Genomic DNA, 25,099 nt, shown 5'->3' on the forward strand with positions numbered 1-25,099 from the left:
GATCGGCGCGGGCTACGTCACCGAGTTCCATGCCCGCAAGGCCACGCGGTGATCCACCAGTACTGCGCACCGCTGCTGGTCAACCTGCTGATCGGCATCCCCATGATCGCCGTGGTGCTGAGCACCCGCTGGTACGCCGCGTACGGGCACTACGGGCTCGAGGACCTGGACCTGCCCGACATGGAGGGATGCACCCACCATCTCAACGTGTGTATTCGCCAGGCCGAGGCGGAGAGGCCGCTGATCGCGATGACTCGCCCAGACCGGAGGTGGACCTTCCTGACCAAACACGCCAGGGTGCTGCGGGGCTGTCGCACGGGACCCGGATGCACGGCTGCGAACCATTGCCGTCGCCTGCCGCATCACCGAGCGAGCGGTCCAGGCGATCATCGTCGACCTGGAACAGGCTGGCTACCTGCACCGGCGACCGGCCAGACGGCGCAACCAGTACATCCTCAACCTCGACCAGCCGCTCCGGCACCCCGCAGACGTCGGCCTCCGCATCCGCGCCCTCGTTGAACTCGCTGTCGATGGCGTGTCTCAGCCGCCGAACACGGCTTCCGCATCGGTGACGGTGTCAAAGACCCGCAGCACCTGATCCGCCCCGGTCATCTCAAGGATCCGCCGCAACGGCTCGGGCACGCACGCCAGCACCAGCACAGCCCCGCTCGCATCCGCCTGCCTCCCCCCTCCGAGCAGGACGCTCAGCCCGGCCGAGTCGCAGAACGAGACGGCGGATGGGTCCAGGACGACGAAGCGGTCAGCCCGCGCGATCAGTACCTTGAACTGCGGGCCAAACACCGGCTCGGTCACGTAATCCATCTCGCCGCTGCCCCTCGCGACCAGACTGCGGCCAACGGCAATCGTCTCGTCCGAGGGATCAGTCACGACGCTCTCCCAACTGTCTCACCGGGAGACCGGGGCAGAATCTCGCAAGAGCCTATCGACCCCCTGCCCTGCCCTGGACGCCCTACTCGGGATGGCGGCGCAGGCCGCCAAGTCACACCTCGTTGTCCGGCCAGCCCAGGAGTCGGGCGCCGATCACCGCGGTCTGCAGGGTATAACGGTGGACGGAGTCGGCCGGGTTGGCGCCGGTGAGCTTGTGGATCCGCTCCAGGCGGTAGGTGAAGGCGCGCACACTCAGGCTCAGGCGGCGGGCCGCCTCGGCCGCCACACAACCCGAGTCGAAGTAGGCGGTCAGCGTGTCGACGAGCGGCTGGGAGCCGCCGCGTGCGGACTGCAGCGGGCCCAGAGTGTTGCGTACGAGATCGGCCATGGCCTGCCGGTCACGAGTCAGCACCGGATAGACGAGGAGGTCGGCGGCGCGCAACACCGGCTCCGTGATGTCCAGACGGTGGGCCAGATCGAGGGCGTTGAGGGCCTCTTCGTAGGAGTGGACAACTCCCCCGGCGCCCGGGTGAGGGCGTCCGATGGCGACCTGGCCTCCGTCGGTGGCCGCGTACGCCTGCTTGGCGAAGAACGCCAGGACCTCGTCCTGCTCTCCGGGGGCAATGCAGACCAGCCGCCCGTCCTTCGTCGTGAGCAGGATGCGCCGCTCACCGAACCTGCTGATCACGGCGCTCTCCACCTGCCGGGTGGTCGGATGCATGTCCTCCACCGGCTTACCGCCCTGAGCGACGGCGACCGCATGGGCCCGGGAGAGGAGAAGCCCGAAGCGCTCGGCGCGCTCGGCGAGGCGGCCCAGGTCGCTGCGGCCGTAGAGCAGGTCGTCGATGAACTCGCGCCGTACGCCCTCCTCTTGGCGTACGGCGAGCTTCTGCGCCCGTTCGTGGCCTTCGGTGAAGGCGTCGATCGCCTGCTCGACGACGGCCAGCACTCGATCGGTGTCTGTGGAGGAAAGGGTGGGCCAGCTCTCCCGGGTCACGGACAGATGCCGACGCACGAGGGCCCGCAGCCCCAGGCCGGCCTCGGCGGAGCGCTCTCCCCGGGCCCGCAGGGACTCCAGCTCGTCTCGCGTGAGGCGGCGGCCTGTCCCGCACGCATCGGCCAGTATCTGGGCATAGCCCTCCAGATACTGGTCGGGTACCTCGCGCCCCATCACCCGGCCTCCTCTGTTCTTGACGCACTGCTTGGCGTATTCCTAACGCACGAGGGACAAGAGTGGCAGACCCCCGGACCGTGGGAGAGCCCGGCATGAAGCGGGCGTCCACGTTGCCGGTGTGAGGCAATGCGGAATTGGCGGTGTCGCTGCCACGATGTTCTTGGCAGAAGCGGGGGCGAGTCCGGTGCCGGGCTACGGAAATCCGGCATCGGGTCCCTTCCGGCCGCCACCGAATCGTGGTGAGGCAGGTGCAGGAGATCGCCGACGCTGTGCCTGTACCGGCGCTTCAGCTCCGGGTCGGCACGCTGACGAGGAGACCCCGGGAAGGGGGAGTACAGCGGTCCCGTCGGAGGTGTCCGGCGGGATCTTGCTGCGCGGGGCCGAGCGACGAGACAGCACCGCAGAGGCTGCCCGGTTCTGCTTCACGTGCCCAGCGAGGGGCTTGTCCGTTGCTCATCGGTGGCGAACAGCGACTCGACGAGTTCCAGGGGCAGTTGCTCCATGTCCTTGCGGACCAGCTCTGGTATCTGGTCGTTCCACTGTTTCGCCGCGTCGTCCAGCGCTGTGGAGAAGGCCCCGCGTGCCCGTCGTCCCATGAACGTCATGGCGAGGGGGAGCAGCAGGCGGGCGAAGGAGCGGCCCTTGACTCGTACCGTGACGGTGACGCGCCAGCGTCCGTCGCCGGCCGGGCGCGGCACGGCCGTCACCGTGGCCCGGGCGAGCGAGTGGTCGAGTCCGCCGGTCAGAGGTGTGGCCCTCTGGCGGCCGCGGCCTGCTGCCGACGGCCACCACTTGCCGAGGTCGAGGTGCAGGCGTCCGCTGCCACCAGTTTACTTCGTCCATGCGCCGCCGCCTGCCTGCACCTTCACCGAGAGCCTTGCCTCGCGCGGCCGTTCGGCGCTCGTGAGCCGGAGCGTGCAGGCCATGTGGCCGGGGCCGCCGGGATCGTCGTCGAGCGTGACGAGTTCCAGGGCCGTCTCCCGCTTCCGGTCCCAGGCCAGGATCGTGAGCGTCTGGTCGACGTCCGGTCCACTGCCGTCGTCGTTCTCGGGGTGGTAGCGGGCACCCGGTCGCAGGTGGGCTCCCTGGGCCAGGAGTAGTTCGGGCATCCTCCGTCCGTCGGGCAGCCGTAGCCGTGCACCTTCGGCTTCGATGCTTTCCGCGAGATCGTGGAGCGTGATGACGCACGAATCGAACCAGCGGCGGGGCACGGGGGCGAGTGTCACGGTGTGCTGGAAGCGAGCCATGCGCCAAGGGTCACTGTTCAACGGGTGCTATGTCAGTGGGGCGGTCAGGCAGTGACCGGCTCGCTTTGGCCGTCGCGTTCCAGCCGGTCCGCTCGGTGTCCCGGTCATCAGGAGCTGGTCTGCTCCGTGGTCTCCGGGTCGCCGTGCTCACCGAGCCAGCGGGCGAGCTTGCCACGTCGGCCGACCGCGCGCAGGCGGCGTTCGGCGGCCTGCCGCACCTTCGGGGTGGTGATCAGGAGGAGTTCATCGCCTACGCGCAGCATGGTGTCGTGGCCGGGGACAGTGGTGGCGCCGTCACGGACGATCAGCGTGACCACGGTCGGCGACGGCAGGCGCAGTTCGAAGACGGTCACACCGTGCAGGCGTGACCCGGCGGGAATACTCACGGTGAGCAGGTCCGCGTCCAGGGCGTCCAGCGGAGCGGCCTCCACTTCGATGTCGCGCAGGGCGCCTGGTCGGGTCAGGCGCAGCAGGCGGGCGGCAGCGGGCAGGCTGGGGCCCTGGACGACGGTGAAGATGACCACCAGTACGAACACGATGTTGAGCAGGTCCCGGGCGCCGCTGACCCCTTCGACGATGGGATAGGTGCCGAGCACGATCGGTACGGCGCCGCGCAGTCCGGCCCAGGAGATGAAGCCCTGTTCGCGCCAGGGGACGCGGAACGGCAGCAGGCAGGCCAGCACGGACAAAGGCCGGGCGGCCAGCAGCAGGAGCAGGCCGACGGCGACGGCCGGGCCGATCGCGGCGGGCAGTTCGCTGGGGTCCACGAGCAGGCCGAGCATGACGAACAGGCCGATCTGGGCGAGCCAGCCGACGCCTTCGGCGAAGGAGCGGGTGGCGGCACGGTGCGGCAGATGGGTGTTGCCCAGGTATGCGGCGATGAAGCCGCTGGCGTGCGCCGCTCCGGCGGCGGCGAAGGCCACGATGCCGAAGCCGACGGTGGCCAGTGGATACAGGCCGGTGGCGGGCAGGGCGATGTTCCGCAGGGCGGCGGCTCCCAGTCGCCCGATCGCCAGCCCGAGCACGCTGCCCACGGCCAGCTCGTAGACGAGATGACCGGCGATGTCCGCCGGGCCGGGCACGTCGGCGGTGGCGGTGCTCAAGGCCAGTACCAGGATGACGGTCGGGGCGTCGTTGAATCCGGACTCGGTCTCCAGCAGGCTGGTGACCTTCTGCGGCAGCGGCAGGACTCTCAGCACGGCGAACACCGCGGCGGCGTCGGTGGAGGAGACGATCGCGCCCAGCAGCAGCGCCAGGTGCCAGTTCATGCCCAACAACCAGTGGGCGCCGGCCGCGGTGACCGCGACGGAGACGGCGACCCCTGCGGTGGCCAGCACACCGGCCGGCAACAACAGCCGCCGTACATCGGGCCAGTTCGTCGTCAGACCGCCCTCGACCAGGATGACGGCCAGAGCAGAGGCCGTCACGGTAACGCGGTGCGGCGGCGGCGCCGGGACCGCAACGGGGTCCACCCCTGCCGATGGCTGGTTGCTGTGGGCGGCGGCATCCATGCCGTTCGGCCAAGCAGCGAAGCCGACAAGTGCCCCAGACGGGGGTGCCGATCCGTCTCGTTCCGCCTCCGGACAGTTGCGTGGGGAGTCGGGGGCAGCGGGACGATCTGAGGGGCCTGGGCGGGGTATGGCGGACGAGCGGCTTCGGCGGTCCGGGATCGTGGGCTACTGGCGTGTGGTCGAGTTGTTCAGCCCGCAGAAGATCCCTGCCGTCTCGGCACGTGATCCGGCGTGCGCGGTGGCGGCGGACGGCCCACTCCCCTGGGAGGCGGGACACGCACTGCGCTCGGTGCCGCTGGAGCCCGGCTTCGTGTGGCAACACGTGGTCTACGGCGGGGCGTACACACTCCGCGCCGTGCGCGACACCCTGCCGGAGGTCTTCGGCGAGAGCGGGGAGGACCACGACAGACGGATGGACGGCGAGAGCGCACTGTTCGCCCTGACGGTCACCGACGAAGGGCGACCGCTGCTCGACTCCCCCGTACTGTCCACCGGCGCCTGGGCCACCGGGCGCGTGTTGTCGCCCGGACCGGGCAGCCACGCCTGGCTGGACGGGTTCGACGACGAGACCGGCACCTGGTTGACGCGAGCCGCCGAACTCGGGGAACTCCCGGCCGATGAGCTGCCGGACGTCGAAACGGACGCGGAATCCGATCGCGCCGACGACGAGGACAGCGAAGAGCGGGTCGGGCAACGGCGGCTGTCGGCCAAGGAGTTGCTGGAGTTCATACGCGAGATGGCCGAAGCCTGGGGCGTGGCGGAGGCGTTGCGCCCCGAGGGAGTGCGGGTGCGGAGCGTGGCGGTGCGGCAGAGCCATGCGGGGGACGCCGACCAGCAGGACTTCCTGAACGGTTTCATCGCCGCGGATCTGGACCTGGTCGCGAACCATCGCCCCCCACACGGCCCGACGTCGCCTACCACGCCTAAGCACCGCAATCAGCAACAAATAGGCGGTGCGCAGCCGGAGTTAAGGGGACCACGTGCCCGTGGCGGGTGGGCGGGTCCGCGAGCCGGCGCCCAGGAGTTCGGCCAGGCCCTGGCGAGTGGCGGCCAGCACCACGCGGTCCTGCGGGCGTAGGACGTAGCCGGGGTGCAGGTCCCAGATGAGGCCACTGGGGTGCTCGGTGCCGTCGTACGACGGTGAGGCCGCGAGGTCGGGCAGGCGTTCGTCGGGGGCGGCGGAGTCGATGGCCAGGGCGCGCCAGGCGCCGGGGCGGAAGGACTCGGCGACCGTGCAGCCCTCTAGTTGCGGGTGTCCTGCCACGTCGAGCGCGGCGAACACGAGGACTCTGCGCTCGACGGGGATCGCGCCGAGGATCCGTCGGCCCATCATCGCCCCGGCGAACGCAGGTGCGGCGAGAGTGGACACACTGCGGCTGCGCGTGAAGGCGTGAGGGTGGGCGGCGCGCAGGGTGCGGTAGACGGCGAGGGCGAAGGCGTCGTCGTACAGCCGCAGCGACACCCGCAGGCCCGGCTCCACGGAACGGGCGTACAGGGCGGCTTCCAGGTTGGTGGTGTCACTGCTGGTCACGGCGAGCAGCGCGTGGGCACGGTGGATCTTCGCTGCCTCCAGGACGCCCTCCTGGGTGACGTCGCCGATCACTGTGGGCACGTGCAGGCGGCGAGCCAGGGGGATGCCGCGCCTCGGGGTCCTCCTCCACGCACACCACCGGGATGCCGAGTTCGCGCAGTCGGGCCAGGACGCGAGTGCCGACCTTGCCCAGGCCGAGCAGGACGACGTGGCCGGACAGACCGCGCGGCGGGCGGCGCAGCGTGGCGGCGGTGCGGAAGGTGCCGAGCCCTTCCAGTACGGCGGCGAGGAGCACGGGCAGCAGGAGCAGTCCGGTCAGCCCGGACAGGAGCTGGAGGACCTGGCGGGCGACGGGATCGCCGAGCGCCGGGTCCCCGATGGCGAAGAGGTCGAGGAGGGTGAGGTAGGCGGCGTGCAGGGGGTGGTCGCCGGTGGTCAGCCAGGACGCCACCGCCAGGCCGAGGACGCTCAGCGCGAGCCCGGCCAGGGACCAGCGCAGACGGCGCGAGAAGAGCGAGCCGAGCGGCAGGCCGCGGCTCGGAACGTGCTCGGGGCCGTCGTGCGTGACGGTCTCCAGGACGACGGTGCCGCGGCCGGTGGCGGCGGCGACGGTTCGGTCGTCCGGCAGCAGCAGCGGTCCGTCCTGGCCGCTGGCGTCCGAACCCTCCGCTCCCGCCGGGTCGTTGGCGCCGGCGGAGAGCAGGGCCAGCGTGCACAGGCCGGGGCCGGCGACCTCACCGGGCCCCGACGGGGTGCGCTCCACGGCCCGCAGCAGCAGGCCGTCCGCCTGAACGACCTTGCTGGTGCCCGCGACGGCCGTGGCCGCGAGGGCGGGGGCCGCAGTGTCGGCATCCGAGAGGACGGTGCTGGACGTGTCCAGGGCGGCCGGATCGAGACCGGGTGAGGCGACCGCGGCGGCACAGTTCCGCCGCAAGGCGCTCGGCGAGGGCGTCGTCGCCGCACACCACCATGTGGCCCGGCAAGGCCGGGTCCTGCGGCGCCGTGTGCGTGGTGACCCACCTTTTCTCCCTCCCCCGATGCCGGCATGAACGAGACGGCGACAGCAGAGTGCGCGCCGTCGCGACCGGAACCGATCATGACGTATGAGCCGAGCAGCCGCCGCCGACTCGGTCGATCGTTTGGGTATCGCAGTCCGGCATCAACGCGGCGTCAAGAGTGCCGGAATGCGGCAATGCGGTGAGGGACAGCGCCACTACACAATGGTCTCGGCGCAAACACGGGGATGTCCCGGTGCCCAGCTCCGGCAACGGCCCTGGATATCTGAACGCTACAGCGAGGCTTGGGGGTCCGGGATGCTGGAGGTCATCGGCGCCGCCGCGCGGTTCCCCGCCGTCATCTTCACCTCTGCCCTGGTGGTCGCGTTCGCCTTCTGGCTTCTGGTCCTGCTGGGCCGGGCCCGCGTACGCGACTTCGATGCCGACGCCCCGGCGCTGGCCAAGGCGTTCGGAGGATTGCCGGTCGCCGTCGGCGCGTTCGTCGTCACGGTGTGCGGCTGGCTCGTCAGCCTCACCGGGTTGGTCGTGATGGACCGGGTCGGCGTGACAGGGTTCGGCGCTGCTGTGGCCCGCGTCGCGCTGCTCGCGCTGTCCGCGCTCGTCGCCTGGTCGGTGACACATGGCCTCGTGAAACCGCTCACCAGGCGGTCCCCACGCGAACACAGGCCGCGACAACGGGACTTGGCGAACGGCACTCCGTTCGACCCTGGCAGTAGCAGCACTCGCGTCAACTGAGTCGTCTGTCCGCGGTGGAACCGCTGGGCCACGCCTGTGACGCACATGCCCGCGGTCGCTCAGGCCGCTTCGCCTCGCTGTCGAGGCGTCAACTCATCGCAGACTTCGAGGATTTCGTATGGACGTCACCACTGTGGGCATCGGCGTGACCGTCGCCGCTGTCCTGCTCGTCATGGTCGCCCTGTTGTTCGTCGTCTCCCGCCTGTTCCGCAAGGTGGAGCAGGGCAAGGCGCTGATCGTCTCCAAGCTTCGGAAGGTCGATGTGACCTTCACCGGGCAGGTCGTGCTGCCGGTGCTGCACAAGGCCGAGGTGATGGACATCTCGGTGAAGACCATCGAGATCACGCGGGCCGGCCGGGACGGGCTGATCTGTCAGGACAACATCCGCGCGGACATCCGGATCTCGTTCTTCGTGAAGGTCAGCAAGACCGTCGAGGATGTCATCAAGGTCGCCCAGGCCGTCGGCACGGCACGGGCCAGCGACCGGGACACGTTGCAGGAGCTGTTCCACGCGAAGTTCTCCGAGGCACTGAAGACGGTCGGCAAGCAGCTGGACTTCACCGACCTGTACACCAAGCGCGAGGAGCTGAGGTATCGGATCATCGAGGTCATCGGCGTCGACCTCAACGGCTACCACCTGGAGGACGCGGCGATCGATTACCTGGAGCAGACGCCACTGACCCAGCTGGACCCGGCCAACGTCCTGGACGCCCAGGGCATCCGGAAGATCACCGAGCTGACGGCCGTGGAGCATGTGCGAACCAACGAGGCCCAGCGCACCGAGGAGAAGGAGATCACCCGGCAGAACGTCGACGCCCGGGAGGCCATCCTGGAGCTGGAGCGCCGGCAAGCCGACGCCGAGATCAAGCAGAAGCGGGAGATCGACACGGTACGGGCCCGCGAGGAGGCCGAGACGGCGCGGGTGATGGAGGAGGAGCGGCTGCGCTCGCAGGGCGCCTTCCTCAAGACCGAGGAGCAGCTCGGCATCCAGCGGGAGAACCAGGCCCGCGAGGTGGCGGTCGCGCAGAAGAACCGCGAGCGGGTCATCGCCATCGAGAACGAGCGCATCGAGAAGGACCGACTCCTCGAAGTCATCGCCCGGGAGCGGGAGACCGAGCTGACCCGGATCGCCGCGTCGAAGGAGGTCGAGGCGGAGAAGCGGGAGATCGCCGAGGTCATCCGGGAGCGGGTGGCGGTGGACCGTACGGTCGCCGAGCAGGAGGAGTCCATCAAGAAGCTGCGCGCCCTGGAGGAGGCCGAGCGCGGCCGCCAGACCGTGATCATCGCCGCCGAGGCCGAGGCGCAGGAGAAGCTGGTCAAGGACATCAAGGCCGCCGAAGCCGCCGAGCAGGCCGCCGTGCACCGCGCGGCGGAGGAACTGACCCTGGCCGAGGCGCGGTTGAAGAGCGCCGACCTCGACGCACAGGCCAAGCTGCGACTCGCCGAGGGCATTCAGGCCGAGTGCGCGGCCGAGGGTCTGGCCGCCGTTCAGGTCCGTGACAAGGAGGCGGAGGTCATCGAGAAGGCCGGCCGGGCGGAGGCCGAGGCGGCCGAGGCACGGATGCGGGCCGAGGCGGAGGGCTCCCGGGCGAAGGCGCTCGCGGAGGCGGAGGGCATCGGCGAGAAGCTGAAGGCCGAGGCCGCCGGTCTGACCGAGAAGGCCGCCGCGATGGCGGCGCTCGACGACGCGTCCCGCGGGCACGAGGAGTACCGGCTGCGACTGGAGGCCGAGAAGGACATCCGCCTCGCGGGGCTGGACGTGCAGCGGCAGGTCGCCGAGGCACAGGCCACCGTGCTCGCCACCGGCCTGGAGAACGCCGACATCAACATCGTCGGCGGGGACTCGGTCTTCTTCGACCGGCTGATGTCCTCGATCGCGCTCGGCCAGAGCGTCGACGGTTTCGTGCAGCACTCCGAGACCGCGCAGGCGCTGGCGAAGCCCTGGCTGGACGGCACCTCCAGCTTCACCGACGACCTCAGCCGTGTTCTCGGCTCGGTCTCGACAGCCGACGTGCAGAACCTGACCGTCTCCGCCCTGCTGATGAAGCTGATGAAGACCGGCGGGGACAACGCCGGACAGTTCCGGCAACTGCTGGACAAGGCAGGCGAGCTGGGTCTCGCGGACACCTCCCTCACCGCCCTGAACGGCAGCGCCAAGGGCTGACCGACCCGCGGTCCGGAGCTGCCGCACAGGGGACGGCAGCTCCGGACCGCGTTTTCTCCGACTCCCTGAGAGGGATCCCATGACCACCGGCCTGGACACCGGCACATACGAGGTGCTGCGCGACCGGCTCGCCGCGCAGGCCGCCGAACTCGCCCGCCGTGCCGAGGCGCTCAACGCCCGCCGCACCGAGGAGTTCGGCTCGACACGGCTCGAACTCGCCGGCACCGAGCGGCTGCGCACCGAGCACACCCGCGTGCCCCGCGACATCGTCGCCGTCGGCGACGCGCTGCTGTTCGGCCACAACGCGCTGTCCACCCTGAACCGGGAGACGGCCGCGGGCGACGTCCTCGCACTGTACGACCGTGACCTGAACCGGCTGCCCGACGACGCCGTGCCCGGCCTGCTCAACGACCGGGCCTTCGTCCGGGAGTTCACCGCTCTCCACCGCTACTACCGCCAGACGCGTCTCCTCCAACTCCGCCGTGTCGAAGGCAAGCTGCTGGCTGTCTTCCAGACCGGCGAGCAGGCCAGCGACATCCGCGTCCTGCGCTGGGCCGTGTCAGACGACAGCCGGGTGACCTTCCTGGACGCGCGCGGCGACCGCGACCACGTCTTCCCGCCCTCCCACGATTTCGCGTGGACCCCCGTGACCCGCGAGGACCACATCCTCGGCCGCCACCCGCACGTCTCCATCGAGGGCGAGGTCTTCGTCGAGACGCTCGGCGGCACCCTGACCGTCAAGGTCGAAGACGACACCGAGACCGGCGAGGGCATCTACGCCGAGCCCGTCGACGAGCCGCTGCAGTCCCTCGCCGACGCGGACATCGCGTACGCGCGCGTGGGCGCCCTCATCTTGATGGACATCCTCCCTTACAAGGAGGATGTCCACCGCTACCTGGTGTTCAACACCCTCACCAGGACAGTCGTCCGCCTCGACGGCATCGGACAGGCCTGCCGCCGGCTGCCCGAGGACCAGGGCATCGCCTTCCCCGGCGGCTACTGCCTGGCCACCGGGGCGTACAAGACGTTCGACGGCATCGACACGGCGGGCCTGGAGTTCGAGCGCGCAGTCCGCTCCCCGAACGGCGAGGACGTCCTGTTCGCCTTCCACGCGCGTGTGGAAGGCCGCAGCCTGCTGCTGCCCTACAACCTGATCCGCAAGGAGGTCGCCACCCCGCTGTCCTGCCACGGCTGGGCGCTCTTCGGCGACGGCACGCTGATGGTGCTGCGCGCCGACGGTGACGAGCCGCAGCGCGTGCACCCGCTCCAGCTGTGGAACTCCCCGTACGTCTCCGACACCCACGCCGCCGCCCAGCCGGTCGGCACCGGCCCGCTCGACCGCGTCGGCAACGCCGACCTCGTGCGCGGCATCTCCGACTGCCTGTCCATCACGCGCACGGTCGCCGAGACCACCCCGACGAGTGAGGTGTACGAGGCACTGGCCACCGCCTGTGTCCGGGCCGCCGACTCCTACCACTGGCTGGGCGAGCCCGAACTCGGCGAACTGCTGGCGCCGCTCACGCAGGTGCGGACCACCGCCGAGCAGGTGCTGGCCGAGTTCGAGACCGTCCACGCCCTCACCCGCCGGGCCGCCGAAGCGCTCGCCGAAGCCACCACGCGGGTCGCCTCAGTCGTACGACGTCTGCGTGGCGAGACCCCGCGCAGTGCCGCCGCGTGGGTGACAGGCCTGACGGAACTGCGGCACGCGCAGGGTCATTTGCTCACCCTCAAGGACCTGCGATACGCCGACACAGCCCGCATCGACGAGCTTGCCGCCGACGTCGAGGCCGACCTCGCCACCTTCGGTCAGCGGGCGGTCACCCACCTCGCCCGCGAGGACGCCTTCGCCGACCACCAGGCCGACATCGAGCAACTCGTCGCCGACGCTGGAACGATCGCCACCGTTGCCGAGGCCACGCCCGTCGCCGCCCGTCTCGATGAGCTCGCCGACGGGCTGGCCACGGTGACCGAGGTCGTCGCCGGCCTGGACATCGGCGACGCCACTGTCCGCACCGCCATCCTGGAGCGCATCGCCGAAGTCCTCGGCGGCGTCAACCGCACCCGTGCCACCCTCGACGGCCGCCGCCGCGAACTCCTCGACCACGAGGGCAGCGCCGAGTTCGCCGCCGAGTTCGCCCTGCTCGGCCAAGCCGTCACCGGCGCACTCGCGTCCGCCGACAGCCCCGAGACGTGCGACGAGCAACTCGCCCGCATGCTCGTGCAACTGGAGAACCTGGAGTCCCGGTTCGCCGAGTTCGACGACTTCCTCGGCGACCTCGCCGACAAGCGCGACGAGGTCCACGAGGCGTTCACCGCCCGCAAACAAACCCTCACCTACGCCCGCTCCCGCCGCGCCGAACGCCTCGCCGACTCGGCAACCCGCGTCCTGCAGACGGTCACCCGTCGGGCCGCCACCCTTCCCGACACGGATACCGTCGCCACATACTTCACCTCCGACCCGATGCCCACCAAGGTCCGCCGCCTCGCCGACGACCTGCGTGAACTCGGCGACCAGGTCAGGGCGGAGGAAATCGACGGCCGCCTCAAGTCCGCCCGCCAGGAGGCCCTCCGTGCCCTGCGCGACCGCACCGACCTGTACACGGACAACGGCCGCACTCTGCGCCTCGGCACCCACCGTTTCGCCGTCAACACCCAGCCTCTGGACCTTACGCTGGTCCCGCAGGGCGACACCCTCGCCTTCGCGCTCACCGGCACCGACTACCGCGCGCCGATCACGGACCCCGACTTCGCCGCCACCCGCCCCTACTGGGACCGCCCGCTGCCGTCGGAGTCGCCTGAGGTCTACCGCGCCGAACACCTCGCGGCCGCCCTGCTGGACGAGCACGGACCGGCGGCCCTGGCAGAGGCCGACCTACCCGTGCTCGTAAGGCAGGCGGCGGAGGCGGCGTACGACGAGGGCTACGAGCGCGGCGTCCACGACCACGACGCCACCTTGATCCTCGCCGCACTCCTGCGCCTGCACGAAGGCGCGGGCATGCTGTGCCACCACCCCGCCGCCCGCGCCACCGCCCAGCTGTTCTGGGCGCATGGCGCGACGGAGGGGGACCGCGACAGCTGGACCCGGCGCGCGGCATCGCTGGCCCGCGCACGGGACACGTTCGGTCCGACGCCCGCGATCGCCGACCTGCAGAAGGAGTTGGCAGAAGCGATCACCGGGAAGGTCGCGGATGCCGCCGCCACGTACCTCTTCGAGGAGCTCACCACCGGCCCCGACGGATTCGTCATCAGCGTCGGCGCCCGCACGCTGCTCGACAAGTTCCGCCGTACGGTGGGCACTTCGGCCTACGACGACGACCTCGCCGCACTTGGCGATCTGGCCGAACGCAAGCAGCTCGTCGAGGCATGGCTCTCCTCGTACACGTCCGCCGCCGGCACGGACATCACCGCCGGCGACCTCGCCGAGGCGGTGGCCGCCGAGCTCTGTCCCGACCTGCCCCGCCACGAGTCCGACGCCCCGCTGACCGAGACCGTCGAAGGGCTGCTCGGCGCCCATCGGCGCATCAGCAGCCGTAAGCTCAAGGTCCGCGTCGACGAACTCCTCACCCGCACAAGGACGTTCCACGCCCATGAGGTCCCGGCTCACCGGGCCTACCAGGGCCGCCGCGCGGAACTGGTGGCTGCCGAGCGGACGCGGATCCGCCTGGACGAGTACCGGCCTCGGGTGATGTCGGCCTTCGTGCGCAGCAAGCTCATCGACGAGGCGTATCTGCCCCTGGTCGGCGACAGCCTGGCCAAACAGCTCGGCACCACCGGCGAGTCCAAGCGCACCGACACCGGCGGCCTGCTCCTGCTCATCTCCCCGCCCGGCTACGGCAAGACGACCCTCATGGAGTACGTCGCCGACCGCCTCGGCCTGATCCTGGTGAAGGTCAACGGCCCGGCGCTGGGGCACGCCGTCACCTCCCTCGACCCGGCCGAGGCCCCGAACGCCACGGCCCGCCACGAGATCGAGAAGATCAACTTCGCGCTGGAGGCGGGCAACAACACCCTCCTCCACCTCGACGACATCCAGCACACCTCACCCGAACTGCTGCAGAAGTTCATCCCGCTGTGCGACGCCACCCGCCGCATCGAGGGCGTGTGGAACGGCGAGCCACGCACGTACGACCTGCGCGGCAAGCGGTTCGCGGTCTGCATGGCGGGCAACCCCTACACCGAATCCGGCAGCCGCTTCCGCGTCCCCGACATGCTCGCCAACCGCGCCGACGTGTGGAACCTCGGCGACGTCCTGACCGGCAGGGAGCACGCCTTCGCGCTCAGCTTCATCGAGAACGCGCTCACGGCCAACCCGACCCTCGCCCCGCTCGCCAGCCGCGACCACACCGACCTCGACCTGCTGATCCGCCTCGCCGAGAGTGACCCAACGGCCCGCGCCGACCAGCTGACCCACTCGTACGCGCCCGCCGAACTGGAGCGGATCCTGGCCGTACTGCGCCACCTGCTCACGGCCCGCGAAACGGTCCTCGCGGTCAACGCCGCGTACATCGCCTCCGCCGCCCAGTCCGACACCACCCGCACCGAACCGCCCTTCCAACTCCAGGGCTCCTACCGCAACATGAACAAGATCGCCCAACGCATCCAGCCGGTCATGAACGACGAAGAGCTCGCCGTGCTCATCGACGACCACTACGCGGCCGAGGCCCAGACCCTCACCACCGGCGCCGAGTCCAACCTGCTGAGACTGGCAGAGCTGCGCGGCACGCTCACCGCCGAACAGGCGCTGCGCTGGGCCGAGTTGAAGACAGCGTACGTCCGCACCCAGACCCTGGGCGGACCGGAGGACGACCCCCTCACCCGCGCGGTCGCCACCCTCGGCCTGCTCGCCGACCGGATCGCGGCTGTCGAGACGGCGATCAACCGCGCCGCCCACGCCACCTGATCGCCAACGGCGCCGCCCGACACGCGGCCCGCCCCGCCCCGGGTTATGGGGAGCACTGAGGTGCCGCGCACCCGTCCGGCACCGCTGCCCCGGGAGCTGCCCGACGTCGGCACGGTCCGACGCCGGGCACGTGCGGGTGCGGGCCTGGCAGCGGGGCTGCTCGTGCTGCCCTTCGCCGCCGGTGTCCTGGCCGAGGCGGCTACGGCACTGGGGCTGCTGACCTGCCCTCTCGCCTTCCTCCTGTTCGGCGCGCTGTGCGAGGAACGCCCTCCGGCGCGCCGCAGCGCGACCAGGATGACCGCACGGACCCTGACCGGTGTGCGCACCGTCGACCTGAACCACATCACCAGCGTCCGGCTGCTGACGACGTTCTCGTACGGCAGCACCTACCGCACCATCGTCGTCCGCGACGGACACGGGGTACGGCTCGGCGTCACCTCCGCCGCCGGCCGTCGCGCCCTGAACAAGGCACTCGAACGGCAGACAGGCGACAGGACACTGCGGCCTCCGCGGGTGAGCCGGGCGGCCCGCGCCTGCCTCGGAACCGGGCGGCCCGGCCATCTCGCCGCCCACACCGCGCTTGTGTTCCTCGCTCAGGTGGGGGCCATCTACACCTACCTCGTGGCCCTACTCGAGGTGGGCGGAATCGGCTGACCGAGCGGCCCGAGACTGGGCTTGTCACACCCGGAGACACAAGCCGGTGCCGTGTCTAATCTGGCCCGTATGGGACGGCGCGGTAAGAAGCGTGCCCCGGTGGGCGGTACTCCCCGTGCGGATGCCGTTCGAGCGGTCCAGGACCGTTACTGGGCGCGGGAGGTGCGCAGCGCGGTGCTCTGCGGCGTGCTGCTCTTCGGGACGTTGGTGCTGCTCGACTGGGGGCTTGTTCGTCTCACCGTCATGCGCGCCGGATGGTGGGCCGCGCTCGCCGTGCTGCTCTTGATCATCCTGACGCCACCTCGGGTGAGCGCGGCCAACGGGGGACTCGACTCACGCGGGATCCTGACCTACCACCAGGTGCGCACCGACCGCCTGGTGACCATACGGGTGTCCGAGGGAGTCACCCCGCGGCTCATCCTCACGGATACGTCCGGCGGGCGGCTGGTCCTGGACCCGCGCGTCCTGGTCGCCAACCCGTTGCTGTGGCACCAACTGGATCAGGGCGCACGCCGGTCCATCGAGCAGGGGATCCTGCGGTGTGGCATGCCGGCACTGGAGCGGTTGGGGCGGCGGATCGACGACGAGGTGTGCCGCGGGATCCTCCGGAACTCCAGCATGGAGTAGCCCGGCGCGCCGCCGGGACCGGGTGCCCCTACTTGGGGCTCACCACCCCTGCAGCGCCGAGGAGTTCGTGCAGGAGATGCGAGGCGGTGATCACGCCCAGCAGATGCGTGCCGTCCTTCGCCTTCTCCGCCACAGCCACCAGCGGGCTTCGCACCTGCGCCATCAGCGCGGCCACTTCCAGCGCGGTGTCGTCGGGGTCGGCGACCGGCGGCGGAGGCGCCTTGCTGGACAGACAGTCCCCCACGCGGCGGCCGGCCAGTGCCTGGCAGAGTCGGTCGGCGTGCTTCTCGTCGACGACTGCGGCGAGTGTCGGGTCCTCGATCACGTAGGCGGGCACCAGCACCTTGATCATCTGGGAGGCGGGCAGGATCGCCTTCGGCTCACCCCGCTCGTCGAGCACCAACAGGCCCGGCAGCTTGTGCTCGGCCATCAGCCGGGCCGCGTCCATGGCGTCACTGTCGACGCTCACCGTTTCGTATCCGACCGCCAGGTCACGAGCGCGCACGGCGGGCTCCTCGTCTGCTGGAAATGTTCCTGCCCTCAGCGTCGTACACCCGCGGGGCTCCGGCCAGGTCATTGACGCGAAACATGCGCAGCAACCTGGACGAACACGGACCGCTCCGCTCCGATCACCGAGCGCATTCACCCTCCGAGGACTGCCGGGGAGCCTGATGGTGAGACACCGAGCCGCGCTCGCCGGGGGTATTCGTCCCTTCCCGTAGGACACTGGAAGAGAGCTGTCGGTACTCACAAGGGGGTGTCGGCCGATGGCGGCGTCACGACGTGCCAAGGTGCGGTTGTGGCGATGGCGGCGTAATCCGCTCAGACGGCGCAGCGACGTCATCGAAGCCTGGATCGTGCTCGCCGGATGGATGTGCGCCCTGATCGTCGGCCTCCTGGCGGGTCTGGTAGCGGCGGACGCGGTGGAGCGGGCCGCCGATTGGCAGCGGGCCGAGACTCGCGCGGTCTCTGCTGTACTCGCCGAAGACACGGAGGACAAGGTGCTCGCCAGGACGGTGAGCGACCACCGGGTGTGGGCCACCGTCCGTTGGACCGCGCCGGACGGTTCGCCCCACACGGACGAGGCCCGAGTGCCTCCCGGTGCCCGGGTCGGAAGCGCCGTCACCGTGTGGACCGACAAGAGCGGCAATCTCACGTCCGAACCCCTGACCGACGGGGAGGCGCAACTGCAGGCGGCCTTCGGAGGCGTCCTGGCCACTGCGGGCGCGAGCGGAGCCGTGTGGGGCGTGGCGTGGGGGTCGCGGCTGTATCTGAACCGGTGCCGTATGCAGCAGTGGGCCGCGGAGTGGGAGCACGTCGGCACACGGTGGGGGCGCAAGACCGGCTGAGCATCTCTCGTCCGCCGACCTGGCCCTGCTCCGCGTTGTCGTCATCGTGGCGGTCTCCGCGCTCGGCAGCAGGGTCGCCGGGGTGCTCGCCGCACTGTCATCGGCGGTGTGGTTCGCCCGCGGCGCAGCCGCAATCTGATACAGCTCCCGGACCCGTCCGTACCAGCACTTCACCATCTCGGATGCTGACGACATCACAACCGCGTTTCCACTGAAGGCCGTTGGCGTGACTGGCTCGCAACTGGCTACTCAAGCAAGCCTGGGCGAGCCGCGGCTCGAGCGACGTCTGCGGCTGCGTCCGTCTTACGTCCGCATGGTCGAGGAGGTCACCGCGCTGCGCCTCCATCCGGAACTGCGCCCCATCGACCGCAGCTCACCACGCGACCACGGTCTGCCGCTCGGCCCTGTACTGCTCCTCCTCGTCGCCCTCACCACGGCAGCCGCGCTCTTGGCGTGAGCGGGCACAAGTTGTGTGGCCCGTAGAGAAGACAGCTGATCCTTCCCGGGGTTGCGCTGCCCTGCCGGGCACAACTCGCCACGAGACGACACCTCTGTTGGCGGCAGTGGTCACCAGTGCGTGGGCGGCGTCTCCGCGTCGGGCGGTTCGGGTCGTGACGGTGCTGGCTTGTGATCCGGCTGGCTCTCCAGCGTCGCCGGAGCCAGTCACCAGCCTCCCCCAGGGCGACGAGAAAGACGGCCGGGCTGACGCACTGTGCGAGCGGGGCGGGCTGGTCGAGCGCCCTGCCCAGGAGCCAGAGGAGGAGGGCGGTCAGCATCCACCAGGCGATGAGCGAGATGGCGAGGCGCCACAGACGCGGCTTGCCGGTCACGGGGTGACGTTCCTGGCCCGGCGCGGAGCGAGGGCCGCGTACATGCAGCCCGCTGCGGCGAGGACACCCACGGCGGCCGTAGCCACCACGATGATCACGGGCGGTGCCTCGGCAAGGCGCGGGATCGTATTGAGGGGGGCGACGGCGTAGAGGGCGAGAAGGGCCCGGCCGCGCGGACGCATGGGGGCGAGTCGGTGCCGCAGCCGCTGCGGTATTCGGCCGCTGACCAGGGCCAGCCCGGCCGGGAGCAGGGTGAGCGAGAAGAAGACGAGACTGGTCCAGTGCCAGGCCATGGGCGCGAGGGTTCCTGTGATCGCGGTGCGGATCAGCTGAGGTGGGCGGCGATCAGCGCAGAGCCCGTGGGGCGGCGCGCTGCGGATGGCACAGACGTCGGCAAGCGGAGTCCAGGCGGCGCTTGCGTCGTCGGTGGGCAGAGGGCAGCCAGGTGCGTGTCGCTGCGTCGTTTGGACATGTTGCTCCTCCTCGCGCGGTGTGGTCTGGCGGTCATGGGCGATGCCTGTCGCGGTGGGACAGGTGGATGGTGAGCGCCGCGATGAGCGGGGCCCATGCCGCAGCAGCGGGGCCGGCATGACAGCCGAGCAGGAGGGTGGCCGCGGCGACCGCTGCTCCGGTGCCCAGGGCGCGGCGGTCGCTGGCGAAGACCCACTGTTCGCGGGCGCTTCCCGAGTGCCGAAATTTGCCGAGTGCCGTCCTGATCCTGATCACCAGGGCGGCGGCGATGATCGCGGGTGCCAGTAGCGAGGTGTCTGTCAACGGCCACTCAGTTCTCCCCGGAGGCGGCCATCAGCCGGACGTCCCGTCAGAACGGTCTGCGCCGACCGGGGCGGGAGCTGCCTGCTGATAGATGTCCGGGATGCCGTCGGCGTCCGTATCGGTGTTCTCCTTCTCGTACAGGCGCCGGTAGGGCCGGTTACGGCGACACAGGAGCAGCACGGCATTGACGTGCTCGCCCGCCGCGGCCTGAGGGAAGGCGAGCACGTCGGCCCAGGCCAGGTCGGGGTTGAGCCGGGCGCGGGGTGAAGCGAGCCGCGGTTGCTGGTAGTGCGAGAGCGGTTGCCATGTCCGTGGTCGGAAGGGGCTTACGCATCCGAGCCACCGGCTCTTCGCGAGTCAGAGGTCTCAGCCGTACCACTTGAAGAACACCAGACGATCACGGCCTGCCTCATGCCCATCTTCTCCTGCGCACTGGCCGAGATCATTGCGGCCGCCCGGCACTGTGGTCTGCATCGTCGGCTGCCCGGGCTCGCATCGCCCGTCGGTGGAACCACTCGCCGAGCTGCGAGCCACCTATGAGCCCGGCCGCGAGCATCAGAAGGCCGACCTGCGCCACGGTGGCGAGGAACAAGGTGTCGTCGCCGTCCAAACTGGTCCAGTGCAGCAGCGGACCGACGATTCCGCCGATCCACATCACCAGCATGGCCACTCCACGGACGCGGACACCCCAAGGACTCGTACGGTTCTGGATCCGCTTGGGCGCCCAGCCCCGCAAGGAGGCGATCGCCAGGGGCAGGACGAACGCCGACCAGCCGATCAGCCAAAGCCACAGGAACACCACTCACACTCCACTTCTGGGAATCCACCACCAGCGACCACAAGCCCGGGCAACCCAACGGCCACCCGGGCTCACTCCGCTGCTCAGTACCGATGTCAGCCGGTGATCTCGACCTTCCCGTTGGCCTCGGCGGGTGCCGTGGTCGCAGGCTGCGAACCGCTACCCCGCTGGGTGATGTTCTTCAGGATCTCGGCGAGGTCGACTCCGGTGGTGGAACTGAGGAGTTCGACACCCTGGGCGACGTTGTCGGCGACCGTGCGCGACAGCTGGCTCGCACCGTCCGTCGAGATGACCGTCATCTTGTCGATGGCACTGAGCGGCTCGGACGCCTTGGCGACCACCTGCGGCAGCACCTCGACGAGCATCTGCAGCACGGCCGCGTCGCCGTACTGCGCAAACGCGTCCGCCTTCTTCCGCATCGCCTCGGCCTCGGCGGCACCCTTGGCACCGATGGCGGCGGCCTCGGCCTCGCCCTCGATACGGACCGCGTCGGCGAGCGCGGCACGGTGCGCCTTCTCACCCTCACCGGTCAGCCGGGACCGCTGGGCATCCGCCTCAGCCTGCTTGACCAGGGCGATACGGCGGGCCTCGGCCTCCTGCTCGGCCTGGTAGCGGGCGGCGTCGGCGGGCTTGCGAACCTTGCTGTCCAACTCACGATCGGTCAGCGCGGCCTGCCGCTCGGCGACCTTCTCCTGCTCGCTCAGGACCTCCTGGCCGCGCGCGGCCTCGGCCAGCGGACCCGCGGCAGCGGCGCGCGCAGCGGCCTCGTCGGTCTCAGCCTTGATCTCGGCCTGCTTGAGCGCGAACGTCCGCTGCGCGATGGCGATTTCCTCCTCGGCCTTCAGCCGGGCCTGCTCGGCGGCCCGCCGGGCGACGGCCTCGGCGATGTCGGCCTCCTGCTTGGCCCGAGCGGCCTCCGGCCGGCCGAGGTCCTCGAGGTAGGAGCCCTCGGTGGTGATGTCCTGGATCTGGAAGGCGTCCAGCACCAGCCCCTGCCCGGACAGGCTCGCCTCGGCCTCCTCCGCCACCTGCCCGGCGAACACGGCCCGGTCCCGGATGATGTCCTCCACCGACATCCGGCCCACGATGGCCCGCAGCGCGCCCGAGAGCACTTCCTGGGTGAAGCCGACGATGCCGTCCTGCTGCATCAGGAACCGCTGGGCCGCGGCGCGGATGGAGTCCTCGCTGCCGCCGACCTTGACGATGGCGACGCCTTCGAGGTGGGCCTTGACCCCGCGCAGCGTGACGGCGCCGCGCACCGCGACCGGGATGTGCCGGGAGGACAGGTCGAGGGTGAACTTCTGCTGCACGAACGGCACGACGAAGACACCGCCGCCGACCACGACCTTCTGCCCGCTGTTGTCGGTGAAAACCCGGCCGGTCTCCGGGTCGGTGGCCTTCTTGCCGCGCCGTCCGGTAACGATGAACGCCTCGCTCGGACCCGCCACCTTGTAACGGGTGACGACCACCAGGCCGAGCAGGACCAGGAGTACGACGACGCCAATGACGGCGATCACAACTGGGCTCATGACGAATTCCCCTCAGCCCTCCCAGGGGACGGCAGATCGATACGGGTTCATGTGGGTGATTCATGCGGATGAAAGCGCACCGCCGGTCGATGCCGGGTGTACGCGGCGGCGCAGTTGATCAGCGTTCCACCAGGCGTACTGAGACCGCTGTCTGCGACAGCGCCTCCTCCACCCAGACCTCCGCACCGCGCGCCACCGGGACCGAACTCTTCGCCGAGAGCTTCACCGGCTGCCCGGCCCGGCGGACCAGCACCTCGCCGTAACCGTCGGCCGGAATGGCGGTGACCACCGATCCCGAGACACCGATCAGGTCGTCGCCGCGAGGAGCGGCGCCGGACCGGTCGCTCATCAAGGCCCGGCTGAGGCGATACGCGAGCCAACCGGTGCCGACGCCGACAGGCACGCCGATCACGGTGGCGCCCACGGCGCCCAGCCCGGTGGTGCCCATGGCGATCGCACCGGAGAAGCCGAGCATGGAGACGAATCCGGCAATGACCGGAAGCGACAGCCATCCGTCGAACAGGCCGTCCAGCACATCGACACCGTCGAAGAGTCCCTCAAGGACGCCGTCGAAGGCGAGGGACAGCACGAGGAGCGCGACCCCCGCGATGCCGAGTCCCAGAAACCAGGCCATCCGCGTTCACCACCTCTCGCCACCGTCACCTTGCCGGTGAACGCATGCTCGCATGAAGGCACCACCAAGGACATTGCCTTGTTCCGGCAATCTTTATACGGTTTTGATGCCGTGCTCTTCACATCGGAGGGCTCGCGGGATCGCGTCTTCGGACAGCGGGGACAGACCGCCCGGCTCCGACTCGCGTTCGGCGTCAGGTCCAACCGCCGCCACGGTGCAGACAGGTACGGCGTCGGGCGACGTCGAGCTTGCAGCCGTGTCCCCCTCGCATACGCGCCGCTCGCCGCCCGACAGACAGAGTCTCCGACCATCGGCACTCGGGTACATCCCCCGCGGCGGCTGCGCAGAGTCGTACGCCGACGCTCGCGGAGCAGACGGAAACCGGCAGCGGCTCCTTGACGCCTACCACGACCGGCCATGGCTGACCTGGGTCCACACGCACGTCGGATCGCAGGGCTGCCCGCTGGATCTGATCGCCCAGGGCATAGCCAAGGCCGTGGCCTTCGCCGACGAGGTCAACGCCACCTGCGGCCGACGCCAGGTGACCGGCATCGACATCGGCGGCGGTCTGCCCGTCAACTTCGCCGACGACGAGACGACCCCCGGTTTCGACGACTACGTCGCCGCGCTCCAGGCCCATGCCCCGGCCCTGTTCACCGGCGAATACGAGATCGTCACCGAGTTCGGACGGTCCCTGCTCGCCAAGAACGGCTTCACCTCCGCCTGCGTGGAATACACCAAGGTTTCCGGCGGACGCCCGATCGCGATCACCCACGCCGGTGCCCAGGTCGCCACCCGGACGGTGTTCATGCCGGCTGCCTGGCCCCTGCGCCTCACCGCCCACAGCCCCGACGGCACCCTCAAGCAAGGCGAACCCGTGCCCCAGGACATCGCGGGCCTTGCTGCTTCGCCGGCGACCTGCTCGCCGAGGCCCGCCCGCTGCCCCTGCTCACCCCCGGCGACATCGTCGCCCTCCTCGACACCGGCGCGTACTACTCCTCCACCCCCTTCCACTACAACAGCCTGCCCGACCCCGCCGTCCACGCAGTGCGCGTCGATCCCGACGGCCACGTCCACTTCAGGCCCCTCCGACAGGCCGAGACCATTGGAGACGTGCTGGCACGAACCGGCCGGTGACATTTTGTGGGCCGCTGACGGTGATCTGGTGTTCGTGCTGGGCTCGTTCCAGGTGGATCAGAGAGGTGTAGCCGCCGTCGACCAGATGCTCGGCCGGCAGCAGTCCGCGACGCGCCAGACGGGTGCGGATGCTGGGCAGGGGTTGGGCGTCGTTCGTGGCAGCTGAGGTGGTGACCACGACCGTGATCACGTTGACGCTGCCGGAAGCGCACGTCTCGGTGACGTGGGCGGCGAATCCCTTCCAGCGGATGATGTGCCCGTGGCGGACGTAGCGCGCCGTGGTGTCGTAAGGAGAGACGATCACCGTGGAGGAGGGCGGCAGACCGCCGTCGTCGGCGGTGCGCCGGCGCAGGCCGCCTGCCGCGTCGCGGTAGAAATTCTGCACGACGATCTGCCACAGGGCCTCTGCCTGCGGGCCGGGCCGGGCCGGTGGAGGCGTTCCAGCAGCCGAAAGGCGTCGTCCCCGGCGGGCGAGGGTCCTGGGCCGTGCCGCTGCGCCGACCTGGCCGGTGCAGCGTCATGGGTCTTCTCGTTTCTCCACAGCGCGGCCGATGAGTTTGAGGCTCCCGGCCGGTCCAAGCTGATGACACCCCACGAAAGGACACAGCCATGTCGGAGCTTCTCGTCGACTTCATCACCTCCCTCGACGGCTACGCATCGGGAGAGGGATGGCCCGGGTTCTGGGGCCTGGAGGGCCCGGAGTACCTCGCATGGCTCGGCGATCAACCCGCGGCCACCTACCTGATGGGAGCGAACACCTACCGCCTGATGTCGGGCTTCGCCGCAGGCGAGGTCCCGGATGGCCAAGACGAGTTCAGGCCCGAAGAAGAGGCGTCCGTCGACGAGCTCACGCAAGCGTCCAAGGTGGTGTTCTCCTCCTCACTCAAGGAGCCACTGACGTGGGCCAACTCCACGCTCGTCCGCGACGACGCCGTCGAGGCGGTCCGCGCCCTCAAGTCGAGCGGCTCGGGGCTCCTGAGCACGATCGGCAGTCTAAGCCTGTGCCGGTCCCTGCTCCGAGCCGGACTCGTCGACCGCTTCCGGGTCGTGATGTTCCCGGTCATCACCGGGGCCACGGGCGAAGAACGCATCTACGACGGCTATCCGGACGTTGCCCTCGACATGATCGAGCACCGCACCTTCGACGGCCGCATCCAGCTGGTCGAGTACAAGCCCCGCGTGCTCGAACACCCGCCGCTCGGCGTACCCGCGTGATCTCGCCCCGCCCGCCGGTCCGGACGGCCGCCGGGCCCGCGCCGGCGGCGCGGAGCAACACCTGATAGAGGGCGAACGGCCAACGTCAGGGTGCCCGGTCCAGGTCGCTTCGAAGGAGCAGTTCAGCCGAGCGACCTGCTCGCGCAGTGGCTTTCCGGTGTCATCGGGGATGCGCAGGCGGCATACCGGTCTGACGTCGGCGCCCTCATCCGGCTTTGGCCCAAAGGCGGACGATGGTGGAGTCGATCTGGCCCAGCCAGTCGATGTCACCGGCGGCGTCCGTCCGGGCCTGGATCTGTTGCAGGGCCCGGATCTCGTGCACGAGGCCGCGAGGCAGGCGGGACGCGGTCAGCCGCGTCATCGCACGTGAGAAACCCGGCGACGT

General features: G+C 70.2%; 23 protein-coding genes and 1 pseudogene. 10 read left to right on the top strand and 14 right to left on the bottom strand.

The window, feature by feature from the left end; genetic code table 11:
* Positions 1-540: 540 nt before the first annotated feature.
* From TN53_RS12045 to TN53_RS12060, 5 genes are all read right to left on the bottom strand, one after another.
* Complete coding sequence (locus TN53_RS12045) at positions 541-888, bottom strand: STAS domain-containing protein (RefSeq protein WP_046258503.1); 348 nt, start codon at positions 886-888, stop codon at positions 541-543.
* 112 nt (positions 889-1,000) lie between these two features.
* Positions 1,001-2,059, bottom strand: coding sequence for a PucR family transcriptional regulator (locus TN53_RS12050; protein ID WP_046258504.1), 1,059 nt, complete (start codon positions 2,057-2,059; stop codon positions 1,001-1,003).
* Between the two features lie 425 nt (positions 2,060-2,484).
* Positions 2,485-2,760, bottom strand: a complete 276-nt coding sequence (locus TN53_RS48255) for a hypothetical protein (RefSeq protein ID WP_234441573.1) — start codon at positions 2,758-2,760, stop codon at positions 2,485-2,487.
* Between the two features lie 132 nt (positions 2,761-2,892).
* Entirely contained in the window at positions 2,893-3,309 is a 417-nt protein-coding gene (locus TN53_RS48260) for a hypothetical protein (protein ID WP_234441574.1), read from the bottom strand.
* Between the two features lie 107 nt (positions 3,310-3,416).
* On the bottom strand, positions 3,417-4,736 hold the full coding sequence (locus TN53_RS12060) for a potassium/proton antiporter (RefSeq protein WP_234441575.1): 1,320 nt from the start codon (positions 4,734-4,736) through the stop codon (positions 3,417-3,419).
* A gap of 211 nt (positions 4,737-4,947) precedes the next feature.
* Here TN53_RS12060 and TN53_RS12065 point away from each other — a divergent pair, with 211 nt between their 5' ends.
* A complete protein-coding gene (locus TN53_RS12065; protein WP_046258505.1) occupies positions 4,948-5,898 on the top strand; it encodes a hypothetical protein in 951 nt (316 codons plus the stop codon).
* Here the strand turns inward: TN53_RS12065 and TN53_RS12070 are convergent.
* A pseudogene (locus tag TN53_RS12070) lies at positions 5,788-7,270 on the bottom strand (potassium channel family protein); the annotation flags it as partial. The gene TN53_RS12065 and the pseudogene TN53_RS12070 sit on opposite strands and share 111 nt — an antisense overlap.
* Positions 7,271-7,664: 394 nt before the next feature.
* Here TN53_RS12070 and TN53_RS12075 point away from each other — a divergent pair.
* The 5 genes from TN53_RS12075 (at position 7,665) to TN53_RS12095 (ending at position 16,447) form a co-directional block, all read left to right on the top strand.
* The gene (locus TN53_RS12075) at positions 7,665-8,102 is read left to right on the top strand and encodes a hypothetical protein (RefSeq protein ID WP_052745184.1); all 438 of its coding nucleotides are present in this window, start codon (positions 7,665-7,667) and stop codon (positions 8,100-8,102) included.
* Between the two features lie 118 nt (positions 8,103-8,220).
* Positions 8,221-10,266 carry a hypothetical protein gene (locus tag TN53_RS12080; protein WP_046258506.1) on the top strand — a complete coding sequence of 682 codons (2,046 nt, stop codon included), beginning with the start codon at positions 8,221-8,223 and terminating at the stop codon, positions 10,264-10,266.
* A gap of 79 nt (positions 10,267-10,345) precedes the next feature.
* Entirely contained in the window at positions 10,346-15,166 is a 4,821-nt protein-coding gene (locus TN53_RS12085) for a DNA repair ATPase (protein WP_046258507.1), read from the top strand.
* A 60-nt stretch (positions 15,167-15,226) separates the two neighbouring features.
* Positions 15,227-15,820, top strand: coding sequence for a hypothetical protein (locus tag TN53_RS12090; protein ID WP_095046445.1), 594 nt, complete (start codon positions 15,227-15,229; stop codon positions 15,818-15,820).
* Between the two features lie 69 nt (positions 15,821-15,889).
* Positions 15,890-16,447, top strand: coding sequence for a hypothetical protein (locus tag TN53_RS12095; RefSeq protein WP_046258508.1), 558 nt, complete (start codon positions 15,890-15,892; stop codon positions 16,445-16,447).
* 28 nt (positions 16,448-16,475) lie between these two features.
* On the opposite strand, the gene TN53_RS12100 is transcribed toward TN53_RS12095, so the two are convergent.
* Positions 16,476-16,952: a CBS domain-containing protein gene (locus tag TN53_RS12100; RefSeq protein WP_046258509.1), complete on the bottom strand. Its 477-nt coding sequence runs from the start codon at positions 16,950-16,952 to the stop codon at positions 16,476-16,478.
* Positions 16,953-17,214: 262 nt separating this feature from the next.
* Between TN53_RS12100 and TN53_RS12105 the strand changes: the two genes are divergently transcribed.
* Both TN53_RS12105 and TN53_RS47235 read left to right on the top strand, forming a co-directional pair.
* Entirely contained in the window at positions 17,215-17,796 is a 582-nt protein-coding gene (locus TN53_RS12105) for a hypothetical protein (RefSeq protein WP_046258510.1), read from the top strand.
* A 226-nt stretch (positions 17,797-18,022) separates the two neighbouring features.
* Positions 18,023-18,253 (top strand): hypothetical protein, encoded by a 231-nt coding sequence (locus tag TN53_RS47235; RefSeq protein WP_159038120.1) that lies wholly within the window; start codon positions 18,023-18,025, stop codon positions 18,251-18,253.
* Between the two features lie 369 nt (positions 18,254-18,622).
* Here TN53_RS47235 and TN53_RS12110 read toward each other — a convergent pair whose 3' ends face one another.
* The 6 genes from TN53_RS12110 to TN53_RS12135 form a co-directional block, all read right to left on the bottom strand.
* Positions 18,623-18,919 (bottom strand): hypothetical protein, encoded by a 297-nt coding sequence (locus TN53_RS12110; protein WP_046258511.1) that lies wholly within the window; start codon positions 18,917-18,919, stop codon positions 18,623-18,625.
* 211 nt (positions 18,920-19,130) lie between these two features.
* A complete protein-coding gene (locus TN53_RS12115) occupies positions 19,131-19,400 on the bottom strand; it encodes a hypothetical protein (RefSeq protein ID WP_046258512.1) in 270 nt (89 codons plus the stop codon).
* 30 nt (positions 19,401-19,430) lie between these two features.
* A complete protein-coding gene (locus TN53_RS12120; protein ID WP_046258513.1) occupies positions 19,431-19,625 on the bottom strand; it encodes a hypothetical protein in 195 nt (64 codons plus the stop codon).
* 217 nt (positions 19,626-19,842) lie between these two features.
* The gene (locus tag TN53_RS12125; RefSeq protein ID WP_159038121.1) at positions 19,843-20,199 is read right to left on the bottom strand and encodes a hypothetical protein; all 357 of its coding nucleotides are present in this window, start codon (positions 20,197-20,199) and stop codon (positions 19,843-19,845) included.
* 95 nt (positions 20,200-20,294) lie between these two features.
* Complete coding sequence (locus tag TN53_RS12130) at positions 20,295-21,728, bottom strand: flotillin family protein (RefSeq protein WP_046258515.1); 1,434 nt, start codon at positions 21,726-21,728, stop codon at positions 20,295-20,297.
* 118 nt (positions 21,729-21,846) lie between these two features.
* The gene (locus TN53_RS12135; RefSeq protein ID WP_046258516.1) at positions 21,847-22,362 is read right to left on the bottom strand and encodes a hypothetical protein; all 516 of its coding nucleotides are present in this window, start codon (positions 22,360-22,362) and stop codon (positions 21,847-21,849) included.
* 256 nt (positions 22,363-22,618) lie between these two features.
* Here TN53_RS12135 and TN53_RS44915 point away from each other — a divergent pair, with 256 nt between their 5' ends.
* Together TN53_RS44915 and TN53_RS12150 are read left to right on the top strand one after the other, a co-directional pair.
* Positions 22,619-23,665, top strand: coding sequence for a hypothetical protein (locus tag TN53_RS44915; RefSeq protein ID WP_420719098.1), 1,047 nt, complete (start codon positions 22,619-22,621; stop codon positions 23,663-23,665).
* 443 nt (positions 23,666-24,108) lie between these two features.
* A complete protein-coding gene (locus tag TN53_RS12150; RefSeq protein ID WP_046258519.1) occupies positions 24,109-24,714 on the top strand; it encodes a dihydrofolate reductase family protein in 606 nt (201 codons plus the stop codon).
* Between the two features lie 205 nt (positions 24,715-24,919).
* Here TN53_RS12150 and TN53_RS47240 read toward each other — a convergent pair whose 3' ends face one another.
* Positions 24,920-25,075 (bottom strand): hypothetical protein, encoded by a 156-nt coding sequence (locus tag TN53_RS47240; RefSeq protein WP_159038122.1) that lies wholly within the window; start codon positions 25,073-25,075, stop codon positions 24,920-24,922.
* Positions 25,076-25,099 lie beyond the last annotated feature (24 nt).

The organism is Streptomyces sp. WM6386 (genome assembly GCF_000972385.1).
GTDB lineage: Bacteria > Actinomycetota > Actinomycetes > Streptomycetales > Streptomycetaceae > Streptomyces.